Genomic DNA, 22980 nt, shown 5'->3' on the forward strand with positions numbered 1-22980 from the left:
TGGACGGGTGGTTCTGATTTCTCTAGTTTATTCACCTGTTTCGGCAAACTTAACAATTCTATCCCTAATCTCATCCCGGACTCTCTGGAATACAGACCACTTTTCTTCATCCGATCCTTGAGCTTTGGCAGGATCATCAAATCCCCAGTGAACTCTCTTTACTGTCGGTGGAGTGATAGGGCATTTATCAGCAGCATCACTGCATAGTGTTACAACCAAAGCCGCGTTGTTAAGGATTTCAGGAGCAATAATGTTAGACACTGAATACATTCCAGCTGCTGCCAAAATACTTTTTGGCCCAGCCTTCAGCCATCTGACTGCGACATGAGTTGCCGGTGCATAGAAAGTAAATGATTTTCTTTTCCATGATGTATTGTCTCCTTTTATTCTATATAACGGTTAACCACAAGTAGAGCCCCAGCAAGGTAATAAACAGTGTTGGGATCGTGAGGATTATTCCTGTTTTAAAGTATGTTCCCCACGAAATCTTGACCCCTTTGGTGGAAAGCACATGAAGCCAGAGTAAGGTTGCCAGTGAGCCGATCGGTGTAATCTTGGGACCCAAATCGGAACCAATAACGTTAGCATAGATCAATGCTTCCCTGATCGATCCAGACGCCTGCACAGCATCGATGGCAAGAGCATCAATCATAACCGTAGGCAAATTATTCATGATCGATGAGAGCAGAGCCGCAATAAACCCCATTCCCATTGTCGCCGCAAATAACCCTTGGTCAGCAACAGCTTGTATAACTTGAGCGAGCAAATCTGTAAGTCCCGCATTTCTAAGACCATACACCACGACATACATGCCAATGGAGAAGAACACGATGGCCCATGGAGCTTCTTTGAGGACTACTTTGGTTGGAACAACATGACTGCGCTTTGCAAGTAATAGGAATATAAGAGCCGTAACACCCGCTATAAAGGATACAGGGATATGAAGAAACTCGCTGATAAAATATCCGATTAACAAAACAATTAAAACATACCAAGAGATACGGAACATAAGGGGATCCTTGATGGCATCAGCAGGCTCTTTCAAGCGAGCGGCTTCGAATCTCCGCGGAATACTTTTACGGAAAAATAGATAAAGCACCAAGATACTCGCGATAAGTGAAAATAAATTTGGTACCATCATCCGGCTGGCGTATTCCGCGAACCCGATTCCAAAGAAATCAGCGGATACGATATTAACCAGATTGCTTACGATAAGTGGAAGTGAGGTTGTATCTGCGATAAATCCACTTGCGATAATGAAAGGGAACACCTTTTTCTCGTCAAAATTAAGGGCCCTTACCATGGCCAATACAATCGGTGTCAATATGAGTGCTGCCCCGTCATTTGCAAAAACGGCAGCAACAACAGCACCCAAAACGCTGACGTATACAAACATGCGGATGCCGTTTTCACGTGAAGCCCGTGCCATATGTAAAGCAGCCCACTCAAAGAATCCGATCCGATCCAAGATTAGTGATATAATGATGATTGCAACGAAAGCTAATGTGGCATTCCAGACAATTTGGGTAACATCCCAAACGTCTTGCAAATTAACGACTCCGACTAGTAAAGCCAGAATAGCACCGCCACAGGCTGACCATCCGATGGATAAGTTTCTGGGCTGCCAGATGACCAGGGTTAAAGTAATCAAAAATATAATGCTTGCTAAAACAACAGTTAACATCTTGTCCTCCGTTTATTATAGAGTCTGTGTCATAGATGAATATCTTGAATCGCCATATAATTATATACTTATATAAACGAGATAGAAATAACTTACTTTCATTAACGTAATGGAAATTTCAATGTAGCGGGGCGGAGATGTACAATCCATTTGTTTTTTTTCTTTATAAGATCTTAATATTATTACGGTAATATATAGATTTAAGTCTGGCTCTAAGGGAGGAACAAGTGAAAGGAAAAACGGTGCTGGTCGTTGACAATGATACGGAAATACGAAAGTTAATAAAGCTTTATCTTGAGAAAGAGGGTTACGAGGTTTTTGAGGCAAAGGATGGAAGAGAGGGCATGGAGGTTTTTGAAAAGCTTGATCCTTGCTTTGTTATTACAGAATTACTCCTTCCTCAACTGAGCGGCGAAGAGTTTTGCGAGTGGATTCGATCCGATCAGAACAGCGATGTGCCGTTGATGATCATCACTGTAAAGGGCGGAGAGTCGGAACGTATTAACGGACTGCTGCTGGGAGCGGACGATTATGTCACGAAACCATTCAATCCCCAAGAAGTTGTTGTCCGGGTTGAAACGATTCTGAGAAGAACCGCCAACCGGTGCAGTAAAATCAGTTATAGAGGACTTACCTTGAAGCCAATTCGGGGAGAAGTCAAATATGACGGACAGATTATTCCGCTTACAAATCACGAATATAAGCTGCTGAACTTTTTCATGCGCCATCCGAATCAAATTTTGAACCGAAATCAAATTCTTCAAGAGCTTTATCCCCACGAAGAGAAACACGTGATTGACCGAACGGTAGACGTCCATGTCAGCAAGCTGCGTGAGAAGCTAAATGCTGTGGGAGCTGCATCCGATATGATTGAGACCATACGCGGAATGGGATATCGGTTCAATGGATTTTAACGATATGAATAAACACCAAAAAGGCAGGGGTGCTTAGACTCCCTGTCTATTTAGCATTGAATTATATAGATATGATGGAGGGTTTATCACTAACAATAATTTCACCTTTACTGGCAAAATACGATTTCAGAACCTCATGTGCATGGACACCCTGCATCTTTCTCCCGTTCGCGTGTTTCATAAATAACTGTTCACCTGCCCCGGCAACACGGTATATTCGATCATCTTGAAGAGCCTTTCCTTTTATCTCAATATGCTGAATGCGATGACCTGCCGGATTATAAGGCTTATAAGCCATCATGAGGTTCGAGGAACGCAGAATATAACCCCCCTTTTGTTGATAGGGGTCGGATGCGAATACTTGCTCGAGATTTCGTTCCAATACCGAGAGAAGAGTGGCTCCATCCATCTCCAGGATAAAAAGTTCAGGATTCGTCGGGATGATATTGTATAAATCGTTCATTGTGACGCCCCCTGGAAGTACGGGTGCTCCGTACCTCCATCCGTGGGAGAAGGAAACATCGGCATCCGTCTGGGCTAAATATGCGTCGGTAATGAGGCGGTCCATCGGCGCTTCCTGAAGTGTCATCCGATGCAGCGGAGTCCGGATGGTTCCAATCGACTCCGATAACGGATCTCGAAAAGGAAGTAGTGCTTCATCAATCATTGACTTTATTTCAGCATCTTCTTCGTATTGATCCGCATAAATAGGGATTAATTCATGAGTAAAATTGGTTATTTTTCCTTCCTCAACGGTTACGTCGAGCTTTCCGAGGAAAGAAGCGCTAGCGCCGGACTGTATGATAACACAGCCATTCTGGACAATCGGACGGTTAAGCCGATCATGGCTATGACCGCTCAGAATAATATCGATTCCTTCAATTTGAGAGGCCAGCTTCACATCCAGGGGTAATCCCATATGGCTAACGAGGATAATCAGATCCGCTCGTTCTTCTGCTTTTAACTTTTGAATCACCGCGGGCAGCTCCTCTACTCCTAAAGAAAACGATAAATGATCGGAAAACGATGGAGGCATGGTCTCTTGTACGTGAGGAGATGTTAGGCCGATAATGCCAACACGTAAGGAATCAATCTCTTTTATGATATAAGGATTGAATACATATTTGTTATTATCTTTGTTTTTCAGATTCAGAGCTAAGATCGGAAAGGTGAAGTGTTCTTGAAGCTGTAAGACAAGATCAGATCCATAGGCAAAATCCCAGTTTCCGGGTACGGCTGCATCTAACTCCATTGCATTCATAAGAGGAATGATGCTGCTGCCTTGTGTGAGTACAGCAGGGCCTGTTCCATGCAAAAAATCTCCTCCATCAAAGAACAACACATTGCGGTTGTTCTTTTTTATCTCCTTTACAACATGGGCGATACGAGCATAACCTCCGGCTTGACGATATTCAGGTTTCCCCGCTTTCCAAAAGAACTCCGCATGGGACTCGATGTATCCGTGCGTATCATTTTGCTGAACAATAGTTAATTGGGTCATCTCATCGCAACTCCTATCTATAACAATGTTCTTGGATGTACTAAATCGCAGGTAGGAAGACAAAGCTTATACCTTATATACCTCACTGGGTATATTATGACACGAAAAAAGCTAGCTTTATCAATTCTTAATAATTGATCGATAAGATGGATTAATCCTTCCTTTATTAAGAAAGAGGTGAAGTAAGTGGATTGGTTGTCTGTATTTATTGCTCTTGCCGCAGGTGCGTTATCGTTTCTCTCTCCCTGCGTGTTTCCGCTCATCCCGGCTTATGTATCCCATATAACAGGGTCCTCGATTCAAAACAACAAAATGGAAGTCGATCGAAGGCTTTTGTTAAAACGCTCTATCAGTTTTATAATCGGATTCAGTGTCGTTTTTATCGCGATGGGGGCTTCAGCCAGCATGGTCGGCCGGATTTTTGCAGAACACAGAGAGCTGGTTCAAAAGGTAAGCGGCTTTCTTATTATTCTTTTCGGAATGCAGATGATCGGATGGCTGCAGCTTCGTTGGTTTATGACGAGTAAGTCCTGGGATGCGGGAAAAGTTCGGCCAACGGGAGGTACAGTGCGTTCATTTTTAACGGGTATAGCCTTTGGTTCCGGATGGACACCCTGCGTTGGACTAGCTTTATCTTCGATCCTTCTAATGGCCGGTTCCTCAGAAACACTCGGGATAGGCATATTGATGTTGGCTATGTATTCCTTAGGTTTAGGCATCCCGTTCCTGTTCATATCGGTGTTGCTGACTTATTCAACCGGTATTATAAAGAGAATGAACAAGTATGTTCCTGTGCTTTCGAAAATCAACGGCTTTATATTCCTTGGACTAGGCTTGCTGCTGTTCACGGGACAACTTCAGAAGATCAGCGCATGGCTCGCCAAATACACACTATTTGATATCACATTATAAGAGGGGATAAGCAAATGAAGAAAAATATGTGGGCAATCCTCATTTTGATAGGGCTTGTTGCTTATGGGGTATATGATTACATAACCGCTTCTGCAAAAGAAACGAAAAAGGAACAAGCATCAGTCGCTTCAGTAACGGAGCCACCAAACGAAAATATACCGATCGGAGTCAAGAAAGGGCAGCGCGCACCGGATTTTACGTTGAACGACTTGAACGGGAACCCGATTCAATTATCGGATTATCGCGGAAAAATGGTCCTGCTTAACTTCTGGGCTTCATGGTGTCCGCCTTGCCGTGCGGAAATGCCGCATATGCAGGAGTTTTACGAAGATTACAAGAAGGATACGGTCGTTTTAGGAGTAAATATGACGTCAATCGAACATCGTGCTGAAGATATTAAGCCGTTTACCGAGGAATTCGGTTTAACTTTTCCCAATGTATTGGACATAGAGGGTGACGTCATGGAAGAGTATGTTGTAATCGCCTATCCGACCACCTATGTCATCGATGAACAAGGCGTTATACGGGAGATATATCCTGGAGCAATCAACTACGACATCATGAAAAAGACCAGAGAAGCATTTTAGAAAGAAGGAAATGTTAATGAAACGAACAATTCGTAAATTACTCCTGTTCACCGTGACGGCTTGCCCAACGGGAAGGTCCATGAACACCGTTCTTCATGAGGTCAATAGTCAGTTGAATAGAGTTGAATATGACCTGGTGTACATTGATGTACAGCATGAGATCGCGAATCAATATGGAATCACTCAAAATCCAACGACTCTATTCCTGGATGAGCGGGATTCTGAAGTATATCGCGTAGAGGGTTTTAAGGATACCCGGGATATAATCGATATCATTCACGGCGTTGAGTTGGGAGATTTAACAGGAACCAAAAACCTAACGAATACAAATACAACACAGGAGAAATATACGGTTTATCTGTTTAAGAGCGAAGAATCAGAACCTGTTCCGGTGGAAACCGAATATAACAATAAAACGGCAGTGGTCACACCGAGAATTACGGCGATTCGACTTCAGCTGGCAGCTGCTGAGGAGAGACTTAGCAATCCTTTTCCTCCAAAATCAGAGTTACTGGAAATTGATTTTGTTAACCATGCGGCAATGGTGAAAATTAGAATCCAACGTCCTGATGCAGTGATGGAAACCGGAAAAATGGAGCTTGCTTTGTTATATACACTGAGGCATTTCGGGATCCAGAGCGTTGATCTTCAGCTTATCTTCGATTGATGATGTTAAAATTGTCCATTGACAACAGCTTGAAATCTTCTATACTATATACCCATAGGGGTATATTAGAATGATAATTATAGGAGGAGAAATCATGACAACAATGAAAGTAACTGACAGTTCAATGGAACAGGTAGTTAAAAACAACAAGCTAGTTTTAGTCGACTTTTGGGCACCATGGTGTGGACCGTGCCGGATGATTGCACCGATTTTGGACAAATTATCGGAGAAGGTTGGAAATAAAGCGATTATTGCAAAGCTTAACGTTGATGAAAATCCGGTTAGTGCAACGAAATATCGAATCCAAGGTATCCCGACGTTAAAGCTGTTTCACAACGGAGTCGTAGTCGAGACCTTTGTCGGAGTTCAACCATCAGAACGGTTTGAAGCAGCCATTAATAAATATGCCGGCAACTGAGCTTAATCCATAATAAGGATCGCCTATTACAGGCTGTCTTTAATCAAAAGGCCAATCCGTTTTTGCGGATTGGCCTTTTTTATGTTTATTTTTCGTCTGCTGCTTCAAAATAAACGATTTCAGCTAAACGAATGTGATGCTTTTTTCCATGAACTGAAAGAGCTACGTGATCAATAAAGACATCATCCAGCGTGCCTACTAATTTGCCTACCGTTGTCGTAATCACAATCTCTAAGCCAATGTGTTGGGTCAAATGCTCAATGAATTTCGGTTCCACGGCTGTCGTATACATAATATTTTTGGGCAATACCAGAGGTTCTTTGCGCTGTTCGTAATTAAGCTGATAATAAGGCGGGACTGGGAATGAAGGATTTTGTTGTGGATAGCCGTGGTATACAAATCGATTCATGCACGGTACTCCTTTGTCATAAAATGAAAAACGTTTCTATAATATATGACAAATGCCTAAGTGGGTGTTTCAATATCAGCCATTTTTAATGTATTGTTGATTTGAATTCGTTATTTATTCTCAGGAAAGCACTGAGATCAACGCACCTCCGGCTGCCGATAATAACACGATCACCCAAGGGGGAAGCTTCCATAACATAAGCAAACCGAACGCAGCGATAGCAAGACTAAAGTCGTAAGGCGTATGGATTGCCTTTATCCATATCGGATTAAATAGGGAGGCGAGCAAAATACCAACAACGGCGGCGTTAATCCCTTTCAAGGCCGATTGAAAATTCGGACGTCGACGAATTGCATCCCAAAATGGTAAAGCACCTATAACCAACAGAAAAGACGGTAGAAACATCGCGATTAATGCGATCCATGCTCCGGTCCATCCGTTCATCACGGTTCCTATGTAAGCAGAGAAGGTAAACAAAGGTCCCGGCACTGCTTGAGCTGCACCGTATCCGGCAAGAAATTGGGAATCTGTTAACCAACCGGAAGGCACCACTTCAGCTTGAAGCATAGGAAGAACAACATGACCTCCGCCAAAGACAAGTGAACCAACGCGATAAAAGCTATCAAATACAGCCAGCCAGTGGGAAGCTGTCATCGTTCGCAATAGCGGTAATCCGATCAACAATCCGAAAAATATAACCCAGGCAACAACCGCTGTACGGCGGCTAATCGATATACCTATATGTGGAGTTTCCGGAATTTCAGATTTGGTTAAGAAAAATCGGCCAAATAGTCCAGCAGCAGCAATAAGTATCCATTGACTGTAAGCAAAAGGCCATAACAAGGTAATAATAGCAGTCAAAATGGCAATCGTTCCCCGAGTACGATCTGGTGCAAGACTTCGAGCCATCCCCCAAACCGCTTGTGCTACCACAGCGACAGCAACGATCATCAGCCCATGAAGCCATCCGGCATTGGTTACATCATAGTTATTCAATGCAAATGCGAAGACCATTAAAGCCAGAGCGGATGGCAATGTAAATCCGATCCAGGAAGCGATCCCGCCAAGAAGTCCGCCGCGCATGATACCAATAGAGATTCCAACTTGGCTGCTGGCAGGCCCCGGAAGGAACTGACACAAGGCGACCAGATCGGCATAGCTTTTTTCATCGAGCCATTTTCTGCGTTTAACATATTCATCACGAAAATAACCTAAATGTGCGATTGGGCCGCCAAATGATGTCAAACCAAGCTTTGTTGAGGCTGAAAGAATTTCGAGTATAGAGCCTTTTTGTTGTTGTTTGGTGTGTGATTGAGGAGGCGAATTGGCATCCCGTTGTTTCTCCATCTTTGATTCTCAACCTTTCTTCATGAATGTTTTGTACCGGGGTGAATTTTGCTTTTCATTATATCATTCTATTATCACGACGTATAATATCGGTGCTTTATCAAAATATATACCTCCATAGATTGCCATCATCGTCATTTTTAATTATACTCTAGCCACTATACAAATGAATTTGGGGTGGGTGTGGTAATGAAACAAACAATAATGCTCTTTGTTATTTCGTCATTTATTTTCAGTGCTCTAATCATTTTAGGAGCGTGGGGACCTTTTAATAATTTTATAGTCATTAATTTAGGTATATTATTTGGAACTTTTATAGGTCTCCTATTAACTTTGACAATTTTATTGATCCAGTCGACTTACTTGAAAAAAGCTGGATTAAATAAAGCGGGAATAAGTGTAGTTAACTCGATTGAATTTGAAGCAGCGGGAAATAAAGAAGAAGTATTTGCGTTCTGTTTAGAATCCATTCGTAGTATAAAAAAGAGTGAAATTGGGCTGATAAATAAGGATAAAGGTATTCTAACCGTAAATGTAGGAGCAAATTGGCGTACTTGGGGAGACCTAATACAATTTGATATCAAGGAAATAAGTGATCAAAAATGTAACGTTATCATTACAAGCAGACCTGCGATGAGTACAGCATTAATAGATTTTGGGAAGAACTTAGATAATATCATTAAGTTAATTAACGATCTCAAATTAAAAACAAAAATTAATGTAATACATAATCGCTGTAACATTACTTGATGACCAATTCAATCCATTAAACGATGACGGCGGATAATGAAGCCCGCAATGAAGCAAAGTCCTCTATGACCGCCTGAATAAAGTAGAAGCTTATTCACTAAGGAGAAGAGGGGGCGTTTTAGCTATGAAGCGATTTGTTTTCGTATGGATGACCGTTATATCGATAATACTTACTGCCTGTTCCAGTCAACCAAGTGATCTTAGTGATAAACTAGAGAAATATGCTGTACCCATTAATCAGTTGACGATACCCGATGGTGTTCAAATTATTGGTTTAGGCGAAGCCAGCCATAATAATTCTGAGTTTCAGTCTGTACGCCTTGATGTATTAAAGGTGCTTGTTGAAAAATATGGAGTTCGCACATTGGTATTGGAAGAGGAATTTGCTAATTCTGAATTAATGAATCGTTATCTTTCTGGAGAGGACATAGAACTGCAGGATGTGTGGCAGAGCTGGTTTCCTTTTTACCGTACAGAAGAGATGGCTGCGTTATTCAATTGGATGCGCGAATATAATCGTTCTGTATCTAGTGAAGAACAGCTGCAATATTGGGGTATGGATGTTCAGCAACCAAGCATGATATTATACTTTCTTGATAAGTACTTGCAAGAAACGGATCGTGATCTATACAAAGAGCTCAACAACCTAAGAATTACTCATAACCAGAGGATTCAACTAAACAAACAATTAATGGGCATTTCTACTCCAGGTAGATATCAAGCAATGAATGAAAAGGATTATATGAAATTTCAAAAAAAATGGAGTCTGAAGTTACAAAACGATATTCGAAAAATTGAAACATTGATGGACAAAATGAATTCTGATGCTGATCACCTTATTTCCATGTCCAGCAAACAATCGTATGAGATTGCTATTCAGAATGCCCGGTCTATATATTCCATTTATTCGTCGATAAATGATTCGTTGCAACAAGATTATAGTGAAGGTCATGGTTTCCTATTCAGTAGTTCAAACTCGAATAATCGCGATGCAGCAATGAAGGAAAAAGTAGATTGGATATTAAATCAAGCAAACGGACCAATCCTGGTGGTAGGGCATAATGGTCATATCTCTAAAAAAATGAAACAAGGGGACTATATTGCCCAATCTGCATTAAGCAGTGGGATTAGTATAGATGGTGATAAGTTGGAGACGGTATATTTAGGAGAACTTTTGAAAGAAAACTACGGTGATGCTTATTATACAATTGGAACATCCTTTAATGAGGGTGCACTAGCATCATTTTCAATGATATTAATGGATGAAAATCCGCCTACCTTTATAGGACGTAGCGATAATATATTACTGAATTCATTCATGAAGTTGCCAGAGGATGCTTATTTTCTGGATTTTGATCGTTCGAAGCAAGATAAGAAATTAAAGCAGCTGCTCACAAAAGAGGAATTGAAGATGCCTTATTTTGGAAGTCTTGATGGTATTGATTTAAATGATCCAAAAAATCGAAACATGGATGATTATCAATTAGCGATCACATTAGATGATACCTATGATGCTTTGATTAATTTTCGGAAAGCCAACTTATTTACACCTTATAGGTGATTATTTAAGGATTATTGAGATTTAGTTCATTGGAAGAAAAGTTTCAATCATCCTACAGACGTAGAAAAAATAATAATAAAACATGAAGGGAGTGAACTACAATCAATGAATGGTTACTTTGCAAAGGTTGAACAATTACTTGAAAAATACAATCAAAAGCATGTTTTAGACTTTTTTATTGGACTCAATCATGTTGAAAAAAACCGTTTAGCTGAACAAATACTTAGCATTGATTTTGAGGAGCTAGCTTCAGTTTTTAATAAAGCAAAGGAGCATCAATTTAATCATTCATCTGTCGAACCTTTGGAATATCAGAGACTAAATGACTTAACTAATGAACAGAGAGAAATGTACATAACCGAGGGCTGGAGATTACTTCGAAATGGTGAAGTGGGTGTTATTGTTGTTGCTGGGGGACATGGAACCAGATTAGGGCATGACGGACCAAAAGGCACAATGGATATCGGATTGCCATCGGGCAAATCGTTATTTCACTTACAAGCAGAGCGGCTGCTAAAACTCTCTAACAGGGCTGGAAAGTATATACCCTGGTATATCATGACAAGCCCGGAGAATCATGATGCTACAATCAAATTCTTTCAAACACACCATTTTTTCGGTTATCCAGAAGAAAGCTGCATATTCTTTCAACAAAAAACGATGCCTGCGATCAATTTAGAGGGAAAGTTACTCTTTTCTTCTCATTCGGAAATTCATTTTGTACCCAGTGGAAATGGTGAATGTTTCTCTTCTCTTTATCAGTCAGGAGCGCTTGAAGATATGAAACGCAGGGGGATTTCCTGGCTTTTTTATTACAATGTTGATAATGCGATTATTAAAATAGCAGACCCATTATTCGTTGGTTATTCTGCTTGCTGCAACCATCCAATAGCTACAAAAGTCGTTGAAAAACGTGATCCGGATGAAAAGGTTGGGGCTCTGTACTTAAGCAATGGGCGTCCAACCGTTATCGAGTACAATGAAATTCCAAAGTCTTTATTAGAAAAAAGAGATCGCCACGGCAAATTGTTTTTTAATCTCGCTTATATTTCCATCAATATGTTTAGATATGATTTCATTGAAAGCTGTGTCCATAACAAGATTCCATACCACCTTGCCCTGAAAAAGATTAGTCATGTTGATTCTAATGGGAATACGATAAGCCCAAGCGAACCCAATGCATTCAAGTTGGAGAAATTCATTTTTGACTATTTCCCTTTTGCAGAGCAAATGTCTGTTTTAATGGTCGAGCGGGAAGATGAATTTGCTCCAGTGAAGAATAGGGAGGGACAGGACAGTCCTCTTACTGCTAGAAACCAGATTTTAAAGCTCCATGAAAATGGGGGCGTATGAAATGATATAGTTCAAAAACTAATAAAAAGCTTCAAGGTAAGTTTTTAGCAATAAATCACTACACTGATATAATTCATTAAGCTTATGAAACGAATTGACGTCGCATATTCTTTGATTACAGATAAGGATAAAACAAAAATCCTTATGGTGAAGAATCATAAAAACGGAACTTGGTCATTATCAGGCGGAGGCGTAGAAGAAAACGAGACTTTAGATGCGGCAGCAATCCGCGAAGGAAAAGAAGAAACAGGATTTGATATCAAAGTCCACGGTGTAGTGGCTATTTAACATGGAACAGTTTTGATTACGCAAGTTTATAGATTAAAAACAAGATAGATAGAAGAAAAAAATATCAGAAAAACCAAAGCTAAATCTATTTTAGTTTTTCTTTGCAGGCATTGACTTCACCTAACAACAAAATAACGCTTATCGATATTCGCTCCTCGATCCGGCTGGAGTTAGAAGTGCGTTCGAAGAGGTATTTATAGGAAATCTCAGCAAAACCCATGTAAAAAATCAATTAACTTCACGAAAGGAAGTATAACATGACATTCTTAAACCAAGAACCGATTGTAAGATCTGAAATGCTTATTAGAAAACCTGTTGAAGAAGTATTTGAAGCCTTTATAAACCCAGAGATCACCACAAAATTTTGGTTCACTAAAAGTAGTGATAGGTTAGAAACTGGAAAGCATATTCTTTGGGAATGGGAGATGTATGGAGTTTCAGATAAAATCTATGTGAAAGATATTGAGAAAAATAAACGGATTCTTGTTGAATCGTCGGATGGAACTAATATTGAATGGTTCTTCACCCCAAGAAATAATAATGAGACATTTGTTTCTATTGAAAACTACGGATTTGTAGGAAATACCGATGAGATCCTATACCAATGTATTGACTCAATGGGAGGATATACAATAGTTCTGTGTGGACTAAAAGCTTTTTTAGAACATAAAATCGTACTTAATCTAATCATGGATAAAGCTCCTGATGCCCAAGTTAATAAATAGTATGAAGTATAGCTTTAACGGTTTTTACTTCCCATAACAATGTGTTCAAACATCATCAGGCAAGCCGCCTCGATCATTAGGAGATAAATCGGGAAGTTGCATCAGGCGACACATCCCCACCACTTACTGGCCAGATTTCACTAAGGAGTTACTATTATTAGCCATTGAAGAGTATCAAAAAAGAAAGATGAATCAGTAATGGAATTTGAGCAATACGGTGCCTCTCGGGTTCGTGAATGCCTGAACGTTATAGGAATTCAGTGCAAAACTAAATGCATTAATCTATGAGGGAGATAAAGTATGAAAAAGAGCATCGTAATTATACTAGTGGTTATGCTCATAAGTTCCTGTACATTTCAAACAAATACTAACCTAATGGATCTAGTTCTTGTTAAAGAAACAAAGCTCGTTACCATTTACGTAAAAAAAACAGACCAGGATATAAATGAGATGGTTGATAATATTTCAAGTGAATTCGAAAACCAATCTAAAGGACTTAATGACATGTTTCAAGTCTCTCCCCCACAAAAGGCAACTATTCATATTTATACAGATAAAGAGCAATTTCGTCAGATGATTGGTCGAGATACCGAAGGGACTTACGATGTTAGTGATAATATAATTAAGGTCTATACACCAAGCGACTTAAGTAGAATTGATGTGCGAAATGAATACACATTTCAAATTATCCATGAATATGTTCATGCGATTATTCAACAACTTAATAAAGAGGTAGGGAATATAAAGTGGTTGGACGAAGGAACGGCATACTATGCCTCAAAACAATTGGAGACCGAAATAAAGAACAAAAAATATGTTAATATATCAGTCCCTGATTTAAGTGATATATTAAATAGTCAAGCATATTTTGATGAGGCTGGTGGTCAAGCGTATTATTTCTCTGGTCTAATAGTACAATTCATCTATGAGAAGTATGGAGAAGCCAAATTCAACAAAATAATCAGAGAACCAGAAAAAATGGAAACCATATTGAACAGGTCTATAGAAGATTTATATATTGAATGGAAAAACTATGTAAATTACTTGTATGAATGATTTGATATTAGTATTTCAATGAAGGTGCTGTCCTCAGATAACACAGTTTTTACGCAGCAACTACACCTTACTCACTTTGATGCTTTTGTCAGAGTAGTAGACTCAGTGACAGCTTGCTGCGTAAGTTTATGAAAGAAAAAAATGTATAAAAGAACTAATTATAAGATATCCGCACAATATTATATATTTTAAAGGTGGAGGACAGGGATGCTGGAAGTTTTAGCTGTGTCGTATGAAGATAAAACAGTCTTACATAATTTGATTCAATTATATAGATATGATTCGAGTGAGTATGATGAGCATGTTCTAAATAAATATGGATTATATCAATATAAATATCTTGACCATCAGTGGACGGATGAATATAGACATCCATTTTTTATTTTTAAAGATAATGAATTAGCTGGCTTTGCTCTTATTATAGTTGGAGTACCGAAGGAGTTTGTTAAACTAAGTGGTTCTCAAGAAACAAATGTTGTGAGTGATTTTTTTGTTTTACGAAAATACAGAGGACAAGGTGTAGGAAAGCAAGCAGCATTTCATATATTTGATATGTATCCAAGCGCTTGGGAGATAAGACAAACCCAAAAAAATCAACCAGCGAATCAATTTTGGAATAAAGTCATAAATGAATATACAAATGGAAGGTATAAGGAAGAATAAGTAAATGAAGGATGGGATGGTCCTGTGCAATGTTTTCAAAATTATAAAAACGACGAAAAGTAAGTTTAGCTTTAACTTCCATAAGCTCATCTCTATTCAGAGAGACTGCCGGCCGTAAATTAATCTGTTGAGCCAAAAAAAAGACTCAGGGCTCAGAATAGCAACCCTGGGTCTTTTTTGAGTCAAAATTCATTGTAGCGCTATTGTCTTACAATAAGAATGTCTTGGGGCGGTCTTCCTGTGCTTTGAATTTGAGAAATTTCCGAGTTAGTAAGATTGCGTCCTACCAAAATAAACGAAGATGTGACGTTATCGAAATTGCCCAAGTTAGCTACATTTTGACTGCCACGGAACACCCGGAAGGATCCCTGAAAGTTAATTCTCGAAAACAGTACAAGTGTTACTTGATTACTTTGCACAACATTTCTGAGTCGGAAGCTTGAAAGTGCATTGTTAAACCGAAACGCTCCAAGATCACGAACTGCAACCCCTCCACGTCTGAAGAGGATCCTGCGACCAGAAAAATTGGTATCAGACCAAAGTGCAAGACGTACATCACTGTTTGCCATTTATATCACTCCTTTTCTAAGGTTGATATAGTATATTGCGATTATTAAAGAATGGTATAGACAAATAGAGCAGGATGATAGTTTGATTTCTAAAATAGTTATCCGAAGCAATTGCAGGAAAGGATGCGAATAATGAATATACAGGATGTTCCAGTTGAAATAACTGATCAAATTGGAAGAGTCCAGAACATTACGTTTCCTAGGCAAGGTCATACTTCAATCGTGGCTATACTGGAAACGTCAAATAAAAAGTACATAATCAAGAAGACGGAGAACGATCTCTACAATGAGTGGCTTTCAGAAGAATACAAAGCACTTCAATATCTCTTCCGTACGGGACTACCCGTTCCGGAAGCATATTCATTTCATGTCGATAATAAATCAAGATGGCTGTTAATGGATTACATTGAGGGAATCAGTTTAAGAGAATTTCTTTCGAATGAGCCTGATTTAAAGGATGAAGAAAAAGCTATTTCTAACTTTGGCCTTTGTTTAAAGAAATTACATGAATGCTCTTGTCCAATTGAATTGCAGAAGCATGATACTCCTTGGTTAGATAGAATGCTTAGTAAAGCCGAATATAATTTAACTCACTATGAAGTAGATGGATCCGAAAAATTACTTAAACGATTGAAAGAGGAAAGACCCAAACCAATAGACAATACTTTAATTCATGGGGATTTTACAATAGATAATGTACTAGTTAATGAATGTAGTGTAGTTGGAGTTATTGATTGGTCAGGAGCTGCGTATGGTGATCCAAGATATGATGTAGCATTAGCAATTAGGCCGAAACATAATGCTTTTGATAATGAGAGAGATAAAGAAATTTTCTTTAACGCATATGGAAGGTTAAGAGTTACGGAAGAAGAATATCGCTATTTCGAAGACGGAATATATAACTTTTTTTAGTATTTTTCGGGTTACGTTGCTGAACAGAATCGTCTTCAGATAATCCTAAATAAAAAAAATAAGTGAGGTCTTCTCGATGGAGAAATTGATTTCTTACTACAGTTCCTTTGACGAATGGGGCCGTTTGGATCGTGAACCACTAGAGTTTAAAGTGAATTTTCATCACATCATAAAGAACCTGGGCTCGTGGATATTGCAAAACAGAAAGCAAGCGAACAGCAATTACTAAATCAATTTAATGGTTTTTTCACAGCTGATGCCAGAGATTTAAGCCAGTTCCCGGACAACCAATTTGATGCAGCACTTATGTTAGGACCGCTATATCATCTTCAAACAGAGGCAGATCGAAATAAGGCAGCATCTGAAAAGATACGGGTACAAAAGGAGAAGGGACCACGATCGATACGGTGCAGCTCAGTCCGATGGCACAGCAAACATTCTATGTTGAAGCCTTTATAGCGAATCAGTATAAAGACAACTCGCCGGAAAAAATTCACGAGATTCCTGTTTCTGCCGAGACACTTCCGTATTCTTTTACCATTGGAAAAAATGCATATACATTTACGATCGAATAGGTTAAACGGAAACCGGACCAGACCAAGCTTTATTTCACCTTCGAGGGGCCGAGCATTCTTCAGCTGCAGCATCTCATGCTTAAGGACAAGAGTGGTGAAACGATTCCGGCAGATCATTATATTCCTCAGAAGGCGAAGGATGGCCGTTTCTATTTGACCTATCCGGCTGTAGGTACAAATGAGGAGTTGTTGATCTTAACCCGAGCAGATCTGGAGTGGGAAAGAAATAGTGTGATGTTTGAGATTCCGGTGAAATAATACAAGTCTGCATTAAGAGTATTCGCCGGAGATGATTGAGTAAGAATAAAGAAAGAAACTCCGAAATCCCGTTGCATTCAAGGGTTTTCGGAGTTTCTTTTTGTGAGTCAGCCCTTCACCGAGCTGATATTCATTTCATATATTTTTTGGAGCGTAAGGACATGATTTCTCTTCTGGTCGTCATCCTCGGTATGGAGATACCACTCTACAAGCCTGTAGCCGAATCCAAGAAGAATCATCTCGTATACACAATGATCGGCGATAGGGGATACATCCGCATACTCCGAAAAGCCTTTATAATACGCGGGGACACATCGCTGGTAGTATTCGACCATGTGATCGATATCCGCTTCATCCGCAATCAGGCTTGCGAGATCCTCGCCAAGGTAACCCCATCCAGATGTATCCCAGTCGATGAGTGCGATTTTCCCGTCGGCATAGATTAAATTGGTCACCCAGAAGTCCCGGTGGCATAACACGAGGGGCAATTTTTCGATGCGGACGAGTATCTTGTCAGCGTGTTCATCGAAGTTGATGAGCATTTTCCGTACGTGCAGCGGCAATTCACATCCCTCCGAGCGTATATAGTCGTAGACGACCGGCCTTGACCGGTAATGCAGATACGTTTTCTTCATGAGATCTGAAGGACTGAGGTTGGTCAAGCTATGAAGCACAGCGGGCTTCTCCGCATATAACTTGCCTTGATAGCGTCCTAACTCCAACGCAGCCTGTTCATACATGTCACCGGTCAAGTCTAAACCGGATACGCCATCGATATATTCCAGCCACAGCTGAAATTCATTTTCTTCGGCATTCATCTCGGCGAGATAACATGTCGGCCAGCGGAAGGTATCCGAGAACGTTGCTCCCAAGTCAGACGCATAGAGATCATATTCCCTGCGCCATGAACCCGGATCGCCGTACCGCTCCCATTTCTTCTGAATTTTCAGCACGATACGGTATTGCAATTTGTCGTTACCCAACGTTTCAGCTATCCCCGTCACCAGGTACACATTCCCCACAGTTCCGCCCTTTAACGGCGCAGTTTGGCAGTCGGCAGTGATGATATCCTTCTTGAACAGCTGGCTTAAGGCATAGATCAGCGCTTCGGGTTTAATTTTCATTTTTCCATTCTCCATTCTTCTTTCGTTTGCTTGCTCCACATAGCGATTATTTTGTTTAGAGCACTCTTGTCTAGGAGATAGTTTGTTGTATCCTGTACGTACTTGTTCTCATGCTGCTGGGCAGCATAATACCTCCACTTGTGAACATTGGTTTTCAAATCCATCATGTTTTTTGTTAGCTCCTTTGTTTTTTCGACGCAAAAATGCCACGGACAAGCAGCCTCTTAAGAAGCTGCTGTCGCGCGGCATTAGGACGCAAAAAAAGATACGACCTTACTCGTATCCTGCAAACAGCAATATTCACGAAAGGTTACTTTGAGTGGCATAGCAAAAAACACGGGCGTTCTCCCGCTTTTTTTTCGCGTATGCCTAATATTCAATTTTAAGTCCAAACCACCATATAAGTAGTAGCCATTAAAACACATCTCCTTTCGTGTCAGGAACTTGCTTATTACTAAGCTTTCTATACAATAACCTGAATTGGTAAAATATTCAACGTGTAGTATCTTTGGGTGATGATATCGTAAATTTGAAGAAAGCATAGAGCGTGGTGACTTAGATGAATCCATACGCAATAACATTGAAAAATACTGTGTACTATATTGAACAATTGAGCATGGAGGTAATCGAGATCCCCAAAGACAGTATTTATTTTGTAGGTGATGATTGGCCCCGCAGAAATGACAGCAGAATGTTCGGCCCGTCACTATCTATTTAACTTTATATCATTGCTCTTATTAAGATTATATGAAGGATAGCTACAGAATTTCGCGAATACTTTTCATATGGGATTATTTACGAAGTTCGTGAATACAACAACGTTAGGTGAAATTACTGCGATAAAAGAATAACGACCGAAAATGAAAATTGAACAAAGAATATCTATAAAATCGTAATAAAATGGGTTATACTGAGGTAAGAATAAGTAAGGAGCCGTGCTGGAACACGACTCCTAAGCACAATAACTGCATAAAGAGCAGTCGGCCGCTAAGTGGTGGTCGAAATAGACCGTTACCTTAGGGAGGGCGGTCTATTTCTTTTTCATGTAGGTAAGAAGCGCCAAAATGAACATGCCAAACATGAGCATTAAGGTAATAGCATCTTTAACCTCCATGGGCATCACCTCCCTTCCGGGAGACTAGCCGACCGTCCTTCAAACCGTATATTGTACCAGAAAATTATAACATAATAGGATTGAATAAAGACAAAAAATACAATAAGAAACTAAATAAAAGAACAAATGAATTTAAAATAAAATACTATGTTTGAGGGAATTCGATGAAGGCATTAACATCACCTAACATTGCATCTACGCTGCGGGGCTTTGCCCCTTGGTTGTCAGAGGTTATATAACATAGAAGGATATTCAGACAACACACGACCCGGCCTAAGATAAGAGCTATCTAAGGCCGGGTCGCGTCATAGATGCGGAAACGTTAGCTGAAATTGGTGCGAAGATATAAAAGTAGGTGTTTCAGTGAAGAGAAAAATACTATTTTGGGATTTCGATGGAACCCTTGGTTATCGAAAAACGGGAATGTGGGGGGCATCAATGCTTCAAGCATTGATAGAGTATGACCCAAATACAAAGTTAACAGCTCCAGATTTTCGACAATTTCTTATGAGTGGATTTCCATGGCATCACCCTGAAAAATCGTATACTTATATTAATTCAGCTGAGGCGTGGTGGGAACCTATTCAGAGAAAGTTTGTTGAAGGTTTTGTACATTATGGAGTACCCTATGTTGACGCTGAACGGTTAGCAGTCAATACAAAAACGTTATTTCTTGATAAGAGTTATTGGGCATTGTTTGATGATACATTAGACACATTAGATGAGTTGAAAAATCTTGGGTGGAAACATGTTATCGTATCAAATCATGTTCCTGAACTCGGTGAAATAATTGAATACCTAGGATTAAAACATAAAATCATTGATTTTGTAAATTCAGCATTAGTAGGTTATGAGAAACCGAACCCCAGTATATTTCAACATGCACTTAGTCGATCAGGGAACCCCAAACATGTTTGGATGATTGGCGATAACTTCGATGCGGATGTGCTTGGTGCCGAAAGGATCGGAATCAGAAGCATTTTAGTCCGAAACACAGATAGCAGAGCAAAGTATAGCTGTAAAAAACTGAAAGATGTGATAAGCATTGTTGAGAGCGAACTCAAAGAAGGCACCAACAACAGCTAACACCGCATTCACGCATCGGTCCGCTGCCGCGTCCCTCGGTCGCCCGAGGCATTTCGGAGAAGTGAGTCAGGCGACAACCCTGCGAACCTAACCGCGACGCGGCCGCCCCGTTGGGGCTTAAGGTTCTCGGGTTCGTGAATGCAAATACGTTATATGAAATCGTCGTAAACCATAAATTATAGAAATTTCAGTTAATCCAGAGAGGGTGAAAATTAATTGAATACCACGTCTCATAATCTGGCAGCAGGTGTTGTTATATTGAATATACGAAATGAAATTTTACTTGTGAGAGATAAATATGGATGGAGTTTGCCGAAAGGAACTACAGAAATCGGAGAAACAATAAAGGAAACTGCAATTCGTGAACTAAAAGAAGAAACAGGACTTCAAGTTAATTTAAAAGGAGTAGCTTACATCATTGAATATCGATCAGCACAATACGGGCAATACTTACAATTCTATTATTCAGGTAAAGTCAACGAAGAAGAACTAATAATGGAAGATCCAGAACAGGATATATACGAATAAAGTTCATTTCAAAAGACCAGATAAGAAATTATATAAAGTTCATCCCATGGGTATATTCTTTAGAAGAATGGTTTCAAGATTCTTCCTTCAAGTATCATTTGTATGATCTTGATGAAGTTGGGTTTTATATCGAATAAAAAAGATAATAAACATTTGGGAGAGTAACTCAAGGAGATGACGACTTCATATAACACCCTATTCTCGTTGCGGACCATATGGCCCTTGATCTGCCAGAAGTATTTTCAGGAAGAGAATTCAGGCAGAGACATCCATTCCCCTAAGATAGCTCTTATCTTAGGGGAATGGATGTCGCGAATACAAGAACGTTATACGAAAGAACGAAGCTTACTAATAAAAGGAGGGTTATTCGATGAAGATTTTGTTCTTGTGCACAGATAATTTTACTCGGAGTATAATTGCCGAATTTAGTTTTAAAGATTATTTAAAAAAGAATCAAATAACCGATGTACAAGTAGCATCCGCAGGGATAAGAGCCAATAGCGATGTGAGCAGATATTCTGATCTCCATTTTCGCATAATGAATAATTTAAATATTGATACATCTGAATTTAAGAGAACTCAATTTGGTGAAGAGTCATTTAGGGATTATGACATAATTATTGGTATGAGTGATCTACATAAGGAATTTATTATGAATGAATATGGGAAAGAGATTTATCTCTTCAATGAAGTATATAAAGGACAAAATACACCTGTTAATATTGGGGCCCCAGATAGTGAAGATTTTGAAGAGAAGATGAAGCAGTTAATTAAATACTTTATTGGTACAATTCCAGAAGTGATTGCAAATTTAAAAAATCAAGGTGCGTGAATGTAGCTCAAGGGTTCCTTCGTCTAAACCAGCTAATCAAAGTCAAGCCTACCTTCTAAAATACATAGACAGTCAAAAATCAAACATACTCAAATAAACCTGCTCGATAGGAAGGAATTAATGGAAGTTAATTTCCAATTTCATTAGTAATCAGCAAAAAAAGCTCTACCAGAGTTCCACATGCCAAAAATAATGCGCAAAAGCTTATGAGAAGCAGCGACAATTGCGACTTTTGCCGGTTTGCCTTCGTTTCGTTTTTGCTGATAGAATTGAAAGAGAGTCGAGTTTCTAGGGCCATGAACCTGCTTGGAAATGGCTGCTACGGTAGCCTGATAAAGAGCCGTTCGAAGGTACGAAGAGCCTCGTTTCGATATTCGATTCTTCTTGGATTTAAAGGTTCCCGATTCGTGAACAGCTGAGTCTAGCCCTGCAAAAGCTGTTAGTTTCTTCACGGAAGGGAACCTCTTTATGTCTCCGATTTCAGCTATGAGCATGGACGCTGTTAAGGGGCCAACACCAGGAATAGTACGAAGAAGATGGTAGGTTTCCATCGATTCGGCTAGTGTTTGCATGGACTGTAAAAGGTCATTCATGCAATCCTGATACGTTTTAAGAAGGTGAATATACTGTTTAAGAACCACCTTTTGAGCTTCAATACCATGAAGATCTGGCAGGCTGTGCCTGGCGATTTCGAGCAGCTGCTGCAACTTTGTTTCGTTCCATACTTGGCCTCGACGGTTGCAAAGCAGCAGTTTCAAAACCTCTTCAGGATCTGCAGCTAGAAGCTCGGCAGGAGTAGGGAAACGAGATAACAACTCCAAGGAAGTGCGATTGCAGACTTTTTGAAAGGCTTTATCGTAACCCGGAAAAAGGAGATCGAGAACAGCACGGAAATGAAGCTGCGTCTCGCCATATAAGGCCGTCCAATGCTGATATTGTCGACAGATAACGCGGAGTTGCTGAACCGTCTCATTCAGCTGTACTTGAGGCTGAGGGTCTTGTAAGTAAAAAACTTGAGCAATACGTATCGCATCGATGGGATCGGTTTTCACCTTCCGTACGGCCTTCTGCCTAAGCTGGTGAGTTAACAACAACGGGTTCAAAAGAATGACAGAATAACCTTGGGAAGAAAAGAAGGAAGCAAGAG

Annotated in this window: 28 protein-coding genes and 2 pseudogenes; 20 read left to right on the plus strand and 10 right to left on the minus strand. The window is 39.9% G+C overall.

The annotated features are described in order from the left end of the window. Nucleotides 1-27: 27 nt before the first annotated feature. Together BN1234_RS13915 and BN1234_RS13920 are read right to left on the minus strand one after the other, a co-directional pair. A pseudogene (locus tag BN1234_RS13915) lies at nucleotides 28-367 on the minus strand (arsenate reductase/protein-tyrosine-phosphatase family protein). Between the two features lie 21 nt (nucleotides 368-388). Further along, the gene (locus tag BN1234_RS13920) at nucleotides 389-1684 is read right to left on the minus strand and encodes an arsenic transporter (RefSeq protein WP_054957273.1); all 1296 of its coding nucleotides are present in this window, start codon (nucleotides 1682-1684) and stop codon (nucleotides 389-391) included. A gap of 227 nt (nucleotides 1685-1911) precedes the next feature. Between BN1234_RS13920 and BN1234_RS13925 the strand changes: the two genes are divergently transcribed. Then, nucleotides 1912-2598 (plus strand): response regulator transcription factor, encoded by a 687-nt coding sequence (locus BN1234_RS13925; RefSeq protein ID WP_054957274.1) that lies wholly within the window; start codon nucleotides 1912-1914, stop codon nucleotides 2596-2598. Between the two features lie 61 nt (nucleotides 2599-2659). On the opposite strand, the gene BN1234_RS13930 is transcribed toward BN1234_RS13925, so the two are convergent. Further along, entirely contained in the window at nucleotides 2660-4099 is a 1440-nt protein-coding gene (locus tag BN1234_RS13930) for a bifunctional metallophosphatase/5'-nucleotidase (RefSeq protein ID WP_082423208.1), read from the minus strand. Nucleotides 4100-4285: 186 nt separating this feature from the next. Here BN1234_RS13930 and BN1234_RS13935 point away from each other — a divergent pair, with 186 nt between their 5' ends. From BN1234_RS13935 to trxA, 4 genes are all read left to right on the plus strand, one after another. Next, nucleotides 4286-5011 carry a cytochrome c biogenesis CcdA family protein gene (locus BN1234_RS13935; RefSeq protein ID WP_082423209.1) on the plus strand — a complete coding sequence of 242 codons (726 nt, stop codon included), beginning with the start codon at nucleotides 4286-4288 and terminating at the stop codon, nucleotides 5009-5011. A gap of 14 nt (nucleotides 5012-5025) precedes the next feature. Beyond that, nucleotides 5026-5598 carry a peroxiredoxin family protein gene (locus BN1234_RS13940; RefSeq protein ID WP_054957275.1) on the plus strand — a complete coding sequence of 191 codons (573 nt, stop codon included), beginning with the start codon at nucleotides 5026-5028 and terminating at the stop codon, nucleotides 5596-5598. Nucleotides 5599-5614: 16 nt separating this feature from the next. After that, complete coding sequence (locus BN1234_RS13945) at nucleotides 5615-6265, plus strand: thioredoxin family protein (protein ID WP_054957276.1); 651 nt, start codon at nucleotides 5615-5617, stop codon at nucleotides 6263-6265. Nucleotides 6266-6359: 94 nt separating this feature from the next. Further along, the gene (trxA, locus tag BN1234_RS13950) at nucleotides 6360-6683 is read left to right on the plus strand and encodes a thioredoxin (protein ID WP_054957277.1); all 324 of its coding nucleotides are present in this window, start codon (nucleotides 6360-6362) and stop codon (nucleotides 6681-6683) included. 85 nt (nucleotides 6684-6768) lie between these two features. Here trxA and BN1234_RS13955 read toward each other — a convergent pair whose 3' ends face one another. Further along, nucleotides 6769-7092 carry a DUF2642 domain-containing protein gene (locus BN1234_RS13955; RefSeq protein WP_054957278.1) on the minus strand — a complete coding sequence of 108 codons (324 nt, stop codon included), beginning with the start codon at nucleotides 7090-7092 and terminating at the stop codon, nucleotides 6769-6771. 120 nt (nucleotides 7093-7212) lie between these two features. After that, on the minus strand, nucleotides 7213-8439 hold the full coding sequence (locus tag BN1234_RS13960) for a chromate transporter (RefSeq protein WP_054957279.1): 1227 nt from the start codon (nucleotides 8437-8439) through the stop codon (nucleotides 7213-7215). A 189-nt stretch (nucleotides 8440-8628) separates the two neighbouring features. Between BN1234_RS13960 and BN1234_RS13965 the strand changes: the two genes are divergently transcribed. From BN1234_RS13965 to BN1234_RS13995, 7 genes are all read left to right on the plus strand, one after another. Next, a complete protein-coding gene (locus BN1234_RS13965; RefSeq protein ID WP_054957280.1) occupies nucleotides 8629-9189 on the plus strand; it encodes a hypothetical protein in 561 nt (186 codons plus the stop codon). A 124-nt stretch (nucleotides 9190-9313) separates the two neighbouring features. Further along, entirely contained in the window at nucleotides 9314-10750 is a 1437-nt protein-coding gene (locus BN1234_RS13970) for an erythromycin esterase family protein (RefSeq protein WP_054957281.1), read from the plus strand. 105 nt (nucleotides 10751-10855) lie between these two features. Beyond that, nucleotides 10856-12103 (plus strand): UTP--glucose-1-phosphate uridylyltransferase, encoded by a 1248-nt coding sequence (locus BN1234_RS13975; RefSeq protein WP_054957282.1) that lies wholly within the window; start codon nucleotides 10856-10858, stop codon nucleotides 12101-12103. Nucleotides 12104-12187: 84 nt separating this feature from the next. Then, nucleotides 12188-12391 (plus strand): NUDIX domain-containing protein, encoded by a 204-nt coding sequence (locus BN1234_RS13980; RefSeq protein WP_245640176.1) that lies wholly within the window; start codon nucleotides 12188-12190, stop codon nucleotides 12389-12391. 257 nt (nucleotides 12392-12648) lie between these two features. After that, a complete protein-coding gene (locus BN1234_RS13985) occupies nucleotides 12649-13116 on the plus strand; it encodes an SRPBCC family protein (RefSeq protein ID WP_054957283.1) in 468 nt (155 codons plus the stop codon). Nucleotides 13117-13416: 300 nt separating this feature from the next. Next, the gene (locus BN1234_RS13990) at nucleotides 13417-14172 is read left to right on the plus strand and encodes a gluzincin family metallopeptidase (RefSeq protein ID WP_054957284.1); all 756 of its coding nucleotides are present in this window, start codon (nucleotides 13417-13419) and stop codon (nucleotides 14170-14172) included. A 207-nt stretch (nucleotides 14173-14379) separates the two neighbouring features. Next, a complete protein-coding gene (locus tag BN1234_RS13995) occupies nucleotides 14380-14835 on the plus strand; it encodes a GNAT family N-acetyltransferase (protein WP_054957285.1) in 456 nt (151 codons plus the stop codon). A gap of 200 nt (nucleotides 14836-15035) precedes the next feature. Here the strand turns inward: BN1234_RS13995 and BN1234_RS14000 are convergent, their stop codons facing one another. Next, entirely contained in the window at nucleotides 15036-15404 is a 369-nt protein-coding gene (locus BN1234_RS14000) for a hypothetical protein (RefSeq protein WP_054957286.1), read from the minus strand. 132 nt (nucleotides 15405-15536) lie between these two features. Between BN1234_RS14000 and BN1234_RS14005 the strand changes: the two genes are divergently transcribed. The 5 genes from BN1234_RS14005 to BN1234_RS14010 all read left to right on the plus strand — a co-directional run bounded on the left by BN1234_RS14005 (nucleotide 15537) and on the right by BN1234_RS14010 (nucleotide 17149). Beyond that, nucleotides 15537-16316 (plus strand): phosphotransferase, encoded by a 780-nt coding sequence (locus BN1234_RS14005; protein ID WP_054957287.1) that lies wholly within the window; start codon nucleotides 15537-15539, stop codon nucleotides 16314-16316. 76 nt (nucleotides 16317-16392) lie between these two features. Continuing rightward, complete coding sequence (locus tag BN1234_RS22985) at nucleotides 16393-16545, plus strand: hypothetical protein (RefSeq protein ID WP_306455065.1); 153 nt, start codon at nucleotides 16393-16395, stop codon at nucleotides 16543-16545. Next, entirely contained in the window at nucleotides 16503-16775 is a 273-nt protein-coding gene (locus tag BN1234_RS22990; RefSeq protein WP_306455062.1) for a class I SAM-dependent methyltransferase, read from the plus strand. Before BN1234_RS22985 ends, BN1234_RS22990 begins: the two co-directional genes overlap by 43 nt. Continuing rightward, nucleotides 16739-16891: a hypothetical protein gene (locus tag BN1234_RS22525; RefSeq protein ID WP_170308049.1), complete on the plus strand. Its 153-nt coding sequence runs from the start codon at nucleotides 16739-16741 to the stop codon at nucleotides 16889-16891. Before BN1234_RS22990 ends, BN1234_RS22525 begins: the two co-directional genes overlap by 37 nt. 75 nt (nucleotides 16892-16966) lie before the next feature. Continuing rightward, a complete protein-coding gene (locus tag BN1234_RS14010; RefSeq protein ID WP_054957288.1) occupies nucleotides 16967-17149 on the plus strand; it encodes a hypothetical protein in 183 nt (60 codons plus the stop codon). A 107-nt stretch (nucleotides 17150-17256) separates the two neighbouring features. On the opposite strand, the gene BN1234_RS14015 is transcribed toward BN1234_RS14010, so the two are convergent. The 3 genes from BN1234_RS14015 to BN1234_RS22915 form a co-directional block, all read right to left on the minus strand. Further along, a complete protein-coding gene (locus BN1234_RS14015) occupies nucleotides 17257-18273 on the minus strand; it encodes an aminoglycoside phosphotransferase family protein (protein WP_054957289.1) in 1017 nt (338 codons plus the stop codon). Beyond that, nucleotides 18270-18440, minus strand: coding sequence for a hypothetical protein (locus BN1234_RS22265; RefSeq protein ID WP_245640177.1), 171 nt, complete (start codon nucleotides 18438-18440; stop codon nucleotides 18270-18272). Before BN1234_RS22265 ends, BN1234_RS14015 begins: the two co-directional genes overlap by 4 nt. Nucleotides 18441-19303: 863 nt before the next feature. After that, nucleotides 19304-19393: a putative holin-like toxin gene (locus tag BN1234_RS22915; protein ID WP_370734011.1), complete on the minus strand. Its 90-nt coding sequence runs from the start codon at nucleotides 19391-19393 to the stop codon at nucleotides 19304-19306. A 357-nt stretch (nucleotides 19394-19750) separates the two neighbouring features. On the opposite strand from BN1234_RS22915, the gene BN1234_RS14020 reads away from it, so the two are divergent. The 3 genes from BN1234_RS14020 (at nucleotide 19751) to BN1234_RS14030 (ending at nucleotide 21833) form a co-directional block, all read left to right on the plus strand. After that, nucleotides 19751-20473: an HAD family hydrolase gene (locus tag BN1234_RS14020; RefSeq protein WP_054957290.1), complete on the plus strand. Its 723-nt coding sequence runs from the start codon at nucleotides 19751-19753 to the stop codon at nucleotides 20471-20473. 216 nt (nucleotides 20474-20689) lie between these two features. Next, on the plus strand, nucleotides 20690-21001 hold the full coding sequence (locus tag BN1234_RS14025) for an NUDIX hydrolase (protein WP_054957291.1): 312 nt from the start codon (nucleotides 20690-20692) through the stop codon (nucleotides 20999-21001). A gap of 370 nt (nucleotides 21002-21371) precedes the next feature. Next, nucleotides 21372-21833, plus strand: a complete 462-nt coding sequence (locus tag BN1234_RS14030) for an arsenate reductase/protein-tyrosine-phosphatase family protein (protein ID WP_054957292.1) — start codon at nucleotides 21372-21374, stop codon at nucleotides 21831-21833. A 143-nt stretch (nucleotides 21834-21976) separates the two neighbouring features. On the opposite strand, the pseudogene BN1234_RS14035 reads toward BN1234_RS14030, so the two are convergent. After that, nucleotides 21977-22969: pseudogene (locus BN1234_RS14035) on the minus strand (IS110 family RNA-guided transposase); the annotation flags it as partial. Nucleotides 22970-22980: the final 11 nt, after the last annotated feature.

It is taken from the genome of Paenibacillus dakarensis, from assembly GCF_001373415.1.
GTDB classification, from domain to species: domain Bacteria; phylum Bacillota; class Bacilli; order Paenibacillales; family Paenibacillaceae; genus Paenibacillus_AQ; species Paenibacillus_AQ dakarensis.